Genomic DNA, 6,675 nt, shown 5'->3' with positions numbered 1-6,675 from the left:
TTTTATTTTAGTCTAGTCTAACAATTCATACCTTTGTATCTCTTTTGTTGTTTCTTCTTTTTTATCATTATCAACCCCAACAGTCACAAAGTTTACTCCAATAAATATAACCATGTAAAACAATACCAAGGCAAAGCCCAAACCCTTTAATAACTTCATTTTCTTTTCTCTACTTTCTTTTTTTGTGTTAGTCTTTTTAGTTTATCTTAATTATATATACTCTTAAAACCCAAGGGGTAAAAATCCCCCCTTACAATCCTACCATTTCATCAAGCCAGCTAGAGAAATTGTCTTCCTTTGTATCTTCCTCATTCCATTCAAAATCTTCCAAGTATGTTCTATTAGTGATTAGTTTGACACGTTTGTTTTGGTATTGGGGATCTAAATAGAATAGGGGGTCTCTTCACTATACAAGTTAGCGAGGACCCGAACTCTTTTCCTATACTCTACTCGTTTTATTGGACCACTTTTTGAGACAATTCTAGTGTATATGTTTTATACAATTGATGGCAAGTTTGATTCTCTCCTATTTTAATCAAGGAAACACAAGGTAAGACAAGTCCTGACCAGATAGACTCTAGTATTTCCTCACGATTTGAATGTTCTTCTAACTTGGCAACAATACCACCATCTTTAAAAGCTAGATAAGAATCCCTGAATTTTCGCAAAATCATCAATTCATCACAGTCATCTGCCAATCCCTTGTAAGTTACAGCTGCTTCTGTCAAATAACAACCTCTTTGTTCAATCTGATAGTAAGCATCTGGTTCACCAAAAAATCCAGTTCTAGAGTGCACATATCTCTCTGCATCACTCCTACGTTGAAAAACAGCTACTTCTCTTCCCTTACGATATACAATAAATTCCATTTCTTTTACCTCCCTATCTTACAATATTTAATAATTCCTCATAACTTGAAACCACATCATAGATGTGCTGATCATTAATCAATCCAGCTTGAGCTAACGCTTTAAAATGAGCACGCGCACAGGAAATTTTTGCTTGCTCAGCTTGTTTCAATTGAAGACTAGACATAGATCCTTTCGTTTCTGCAACAAAATAGATATGTTTGACACTACCTTCACGGAAGGCGATTGCCCAGTCAGGGTTATAGTTCCCAAGCGGAGTCGCAATACTGAACTTCCCTGGTAGCTTCACATAAACACGAACATCCTCGTATTGTTCCAAAGATTCTTTAAAGGTCTTCTCCGTATTGGAATCAACTTTTACAAAATTGTAAATCCCTTTTTTGGATTCAAGTAAGTGATCATCTGATCTGTTAGCAGTTTCAGGATTGTCATAAAACAAGTCCATATCATACTCTTCATTTAACACATTATACTGAATATGCTTGATAATTTGACTTGCTTTTTGTTCATTAATGAGTTTTGAAACCTTAAGAATAAACTCTTCTGGATTCTGTTTAAACTTGTCAAATTGGTAGACATAGATTTTACTTAATATTTCCGCAACCAATTTACGAGTTAAACCAGTCTGCTCAGCAATCTCCCCTAGCAAATCATATTTGGTCATAATCTGCGAATCCGTTAGATATTCTTGTTGGCGATTATTTTCAGCCACTATCAGATGGAGTCCTTCTTCCTTACTCATCTCAGTAGCGCTTGCTTGAGTTATATGAAAGCTTGGTTTGCTAACGACTAATTTCTCATTGATATAGTCAACCGAATGTTTTACCAACTCCGTATCATCAAACTCTACTTGATAGCTTGTCTTTCGATTGATTTGCTTCCAGAGATTTAAGAATTCTTTTCGGGCAATATTTTCTTGATTGACCTCATTTGAGAATTGAATTACCGCATTATTCGCATTTTCAATTTCATACTGTCCTGCATGATAAACGCTCTCCAATATCTCTACCAGATTATCCTCATAACCTGCTAGCGTTTCAGACAGTTGTAACTGATGATTTTCTTTTGCAGTAAAATATTCTGTGGTTAATTGTCCTTCACGATCTATATAGCCTTGTCGAATCAAATCAAAATGAATCGAATCTGCTTGTTCCTTGGTAATTCGTATTGTTTGACCTTCTTGATTCGTTAGAACTTTATTCGTAAAGAGAGTAACATCCACTTTTACAGGACGTTCTGCTAAGAGTTCTTTGATTTCTTCTTGTAGATTTCTAGCAAATTGTTCATAGCTTTCATTTGCAATTACTGTCAGTTTATTGATTTCATGAACATCATTTCCTAAGAGTTCAAAATCCTGACGAATTCCGTTTTGGTCAACTGCCAAACGCATACCACGACCGATTTCTTGACGTTTACGGGTTTCTGCTGAAGATTGCTTCAGCGTACAGATTTGAAAGACATTAGGATTATCCCATCCCTCTTTTAGAGCTGAGTGAGAAAATAGGAAACGAACTGGCTCTTCAAAGCTCAACAAACGCTCCTTGTCCCTCATAATCAAGTCATAGGCATCGGTGTCATTTGAAAGATTACTTTTCTTTTCACTGGCAGATTTATAATCTACGAAAATGGTCTTATCTGACTTCTTCACTTTATCTACCGAAAAGTAACCAGCATGAACTGAATTTCCTTCAAGATTAGCCTCCAAATATCTACGATAAGGAGTTGGTTCCTGTGTTCGGATAAACTGGTTTACTTGATTTCGATATTCTTCTTCAAAAATCTGAGCGTATTCACCATTATAGGCATCATTATGTTCATCATATTGTTTATACTTGGCCACTTCATCGATGAAAAATAGGGATAATACTTTAATTCTTCGATTGTACAGTTTACTTTCTTTTTCGAGATGACTTTTTATAGTCTCTCGGATTTGAATTCTTCTGATGCTAGACTCATCCACTTCCCCTATCACTTCACCGACATGAAGTTCTTGCGTCACACCAACTTGAAGTTTGTTCTCTCTTGCATCAAAGTGACTAAGGGTCATTCCTTTATAAGCAGATAAATTCCCCGATTCAGCATACAAATCAAAGGGTTCTTCCACCACCTTCAATTTCCTCTTAACACCTGACTGCGTTTTTACTTCAAACTCAATTTTTGCTTTGGGTGCTCCTGTTTTTTGTGGAATGATTTCTTGTAGATATAGATATCCTTGTGTCCCGGTCGTCCCAGTTTGCTCAATAGCCTTAACCGCAATCTTCTTCACTAATTTTTGATTGTAAGCATCCATGGCATCCAATCTATAAACCATATCATGTTTTTCTTTATGGGTAGCCGAATAACGTAGTGTAAATAATGGCTTAAAATCTTTTAGTCTTTCCTTTGTCTGTTTCCCTTCAACAGACTGAGGTTCATCAATAATCATAATCGGATTCATAGCTGCCAAGACATCAATTGGACGGCGCCAACGGAAACTTTCCTGTTCAGAATGAATCCGTCGCGCATCTTTGCCTTTTGTATTAAAGGCTTGAGAGTTGATGACCATGATTTGAAGGTCTGACGAATTGGCAAAACTATCCAAATCACCTAAACGTGAAGAATCGTAGACAAAATAGCGTGGTTGCTTCCCATACTCCATCTGAAAGTGACTTGACATGATCTGTAGAGACTTGAGAACCCCTTCACGAATGGCTACACTTGGAACGACAATGACAAATTTAAGCCAGCCATAGCGTTTATTCAACTCCATAATTGTACGGATATACGTGTAGGTCTTCCCTGTTCCCGTCTCCATCTCTATGGAAAAATTATAAGCTTCTCGTCCAGCAATCATATCAATCGATAGTTTATCAGAAGGACGCAAACCATAACGAGTTTGCATAGTATGAACATTTTCTCGTATACTTGTTTGACTCAATTGAATCGGTGCATTTCGATAAGCATCTAAAACCAAATCTACCTCATCTGACTTGAGACGACCTGGATCCGCCATATACTGAACTCCAGTATGTTTGGCTTGCCCTTGAAATAAATCTGCAATGGCACTAACCGCATCCAACTGAAATTGTTGTTTTTTAAATTGTAGTTTCATAATTCTATATTCTTTTTATTAAATTCACATAAACTATTTCACATCTATAACTATATTTAATAGTTACGCCATATTATATTTCTTTTTAATTTCTTTCACTTTTGATGATGTAATATCGTTAAAATACTCTTTTTCCCACTTCATTGCATCACTAAGTACAAGACAAATAGAAATAAGTTTTTGATTATCTTCTTGTATCTTTCCGTCTTCAACTTTCTTGATAGTATCTTCAAGTTCTTGAATGAATTCTATGGCTAAACTATACATTTCCTTATTAGATAAAAAATATAATTTAGTTATATTTTCATCAATTGCCTTATGTTGCTTTTTTAGATTAGAAACTGTATGATTTGCAAGCAAGTATTCCAAAAGTAGAACAAAATCACTATACAATATCATCCTTTTTTCAAATAAATGTTGTTTTAAGTTATCTTTAAAAGCATGTCTAGTAACCCAGATTGCAATGCTGATAGAAACAATAATCGCAATCGAATCTACTATAATCCCTCCGATACTTATCCAATTATCAGTTGTCAGCTGATAGAACATCGCCTACACCACCTTCACTTTCGTATGAGGTGATAATTCTTTAAATATTTCACTTACGTTAATTTTATCTGCTGAATTGGCAAATGAACTATCACGGAAAACAGTACGGAGTGGTTGTGCTTGAGCGATGTGACGGATAACTTCTTCAGAGATTTCATCTTCAAAACAAGCCATGAGTGATCCTTGATCTACATCATAAACTTCTGCTCCTGCTACTTTCTCCCAATCAATAGCTAATGACAATTCCATGCCCCATGTCAGCATAACTTGGAAAAGTAGGTCAAGCCCAGTACGTCCTTCCTTGATATTGGATACACTATCAAAAAGTTCTCCTTGGATAAATTGATCTGGCCGAGCTGAAACATCTTTGAAATTAGAAGAGTCTAACTTATAAGCCTTAAATCCAAAGTCCTGCTTGCCAACCAACTCAGGATGCTCCTCCTGAATCTTGGCAGCAGCACGACGAATCCGCTCACGTGAAATCTGATCAATAGTTTCATAACCTGCTTCTTTAGCAGCAGACTTATCAGCTACTTCTTCATCCAAAGTACATAAGATAAACTTACGATTTCCACCATCTTCAGCATTCAGTTGCATAACTGCGTCTGCCGTAGTACCAGAACCACCGAAGAAATCAAGAATAAGGGCGGTTTCTATACTTGCACCTAATCCTAACAAATTTAATAATAGTTTTGTCGGCTTAGAAAAATCGAATACTCTAAAATCAAATAACTTCTTAATTTCAGTATTGGCACGTTGATTTGTTCCAAACTCTACATTCCAAAAATCATTAGATAGTTGACCATTCTTCATTGCATCACTTAAATATATCTTTGTTCTTGGAACTCCTCCATTTTCTGGCCAATGAATTTTGTCATCTTTTAAAAGTTGGTGAAAATCTTTTTCCGAAACCATCCATGGTCCCATAAGTACTTTTCCAGCAGGACTTAGAATTTCATAATTAAACCTTCCTCGAACTTCATCACGTAGGATGCCTCTCCCATATTTTCCTTTTGAATCTTCATAAGCATATTCTTTCTTAGCTGTATCTGAAAGTGGTAACCGTCCATATGTAACTCTAGAATAATCCTTTGAATACACATATATATATTCTTTTACTCTAGCAGCTTTACCTATATTAGGCTGATTATCACTTCTTCTCCAAGCAATCGTTTGAACGAGATTCTCTTCCCCAAATATCTCATCACAGATAGCTTTGAGGTTAGCTTGTTCATTATCATCGATAGAAATAAAGATAACACCTGAATCCTTGAGGAGGTTACGAGCTAGGCGGAGGCGTGGATACATCATATTAAGCCAGTCTGAGTGATAACGGGCCGAAGTTTTTTCATTTTTTGTAAGCCCAACTACCTGGCGTCCTTCTTCATCCAAAAGTTCCATCTCTTCCTTCAACTCTTCATCTGTTTTTTGGAACTTATCAGAATATACAAAGTCTTTCCCTGTATTATAGGGTGGATCGATATAAATCATATCTATTTTTCCTAGATAGGATTCTTGTAAGATTTTCAAGACTTCTAAATTATCTCCAGTAATAAAGACATTTTCACTGTTTTCAAAGTCAACACTTTCATCAAGATCTGGTCTTAGGGTTTTAGTAGTTGGTCGCCCAGCTTCTGCAATAGCTTCACGCTTTCCAACCCAAGTAAACTCATAGGATTCTCGACCATCCACAATTTCCTCTGATAAAAACTGTTTAAGCTTCTCAAAGTCAATCGCAGGACGTAATCTGCCGTATTCATCCCTCTTTTCCGTCAGAACTTCAGGAAAAAGTTGACCAATTTTTGAAATATTATCTGTAAAAACATCTTTTGAAGTGAGAGTTAATTTCTCAAGTCCAGAGTTTTCACCTGCGTGCTGTGCTGTGCTGTGCTGTGCTGTGCTGTGCTCATGGTAGTATCCTTTCTTAGCTTTGTCAAGCTTTTGTAATTTTAATTTTCTAACAAATTAAGTTGGCTTATCCTATCTTTGTAATGCTTCATTTTTAATACATTACAGCTTCATTTTATCAAAAATAAGGATTGAAATCAAAAGAGTTCTCTAATCTCAATTTCTGATTTTTCTTTATATTTATACTCTTCAAAAATCTCTTCAAACCACATCAACGTCGCCTTACCGTATATANNAAACAGTGTTTTGAGCAGCTTG

The 6,675-nt window shown here is 36.0% G+C and carries 5 protein-coding genes; all 5 read right to left on the bottom strand.

What is annotated here, in order from left to right; all coding sequences use genetic code 11:
• Window positions 1-12: 12 nt before the first annotated feature.
• Entirely contained in the window at window positions 13-159 is a 147-nt protein-coding gene (locus HT691_RS03985; RefSeq protein ID WP_000770987.1) for a hypothetical protein, read from the bottom strand.
• 296 nt (window positions 160-455) lie between these two features.
• Complete coding sequence (locus HT691_RS03980; RefSeq protein ID WP_023934203.1) at window positions 456-869, bottom strand: hypothetical protein; 414 nt, start codon at window positions 867-869, stop codon at window positions 456-458.
• A 13-nt stretch (window positions 870-882) separates the two neighbouring features.
• Window positions 883-3,960 (bottom strand): DEAD/DEAH box helicase family protein, encoded by a 3,078-nt coding sequence (locus HT691_RS03975; RefSeq protein ID WP_054393125.1) that lies wholly within the window; start codon window positions 3,958-3,960, stop codon window positions 883-885.
• Window positions 3,961-4,023: 63 nt separating this feature from the next.
• Window positions 4,024-4,509, bottom strand: a complete 486-nt coding sequence (locus tag HT691_RS03970; protein ID WP_000499891.1) for a hypothetical protein — start codon at window positions 4,507-4,509, stop codon at window positions 4,024-4,026.
• Between the two features lie 3 nt (window positions 4,510-4,512).
• Window positions 4,513-6,201 (bottom strand): site-specific DNA-methyltransferase, encoded by a 1,689-nt coding sequence (locus HT691_RS03965; RefSeq protein WP_000349003.1) that lies wholly within the window; start codon window positions 6,199-6,201, stop codon window positions 4,513-4,515.
• Between the last annotated feature and the right edge of the window lie 474 nt (window positions 6,202-6,675).

Origin of the sequence: Streptococcus sp. 477 (assembly GCF_013277295.1) — a bacterium.
Lineage (GTDB): Bacteria > Bacillota > Bacilli > Lactobacillales > Streptococcaceae > Streptococcus > Streptococcus pseudopneumoniae.
The sequence above is the reverse complement of the archived record's forward strand: the minus strand, read 5'-3'. Positions and strand labels throughout refer to the sequence as shown.

Coding starts and splice junctions, on each gene's coding strand:
- HT691_RS03985 (WP_000770987.1), bottom strand. CDS start 159: ATGAAGTTATTAAAGGGTTTGGGCTTTGCCTTGGTATTGTTTTACATG.
- HT691_RS03980 (WP_023934203.1), bottom strand. CDS start 869: ATGGAATTTATTGTATATCGTAAGGGAAGAGAAGTAGCTGTTTTTCAA.
- HT691_RS03975 (WP_054393125.1), bottom strand. CDS start 3,960: ATGAAACTACAATTTAAAAAACAACAATTTCAGTTGGATGCGGTTAGT.
- HT691_RS03970 (WP_000499891.1), bottom strand. CDS start 4,509: ATGTTCTATCAGCTGACAACTGATAATTGGATAAGTATCGGAGGGATT.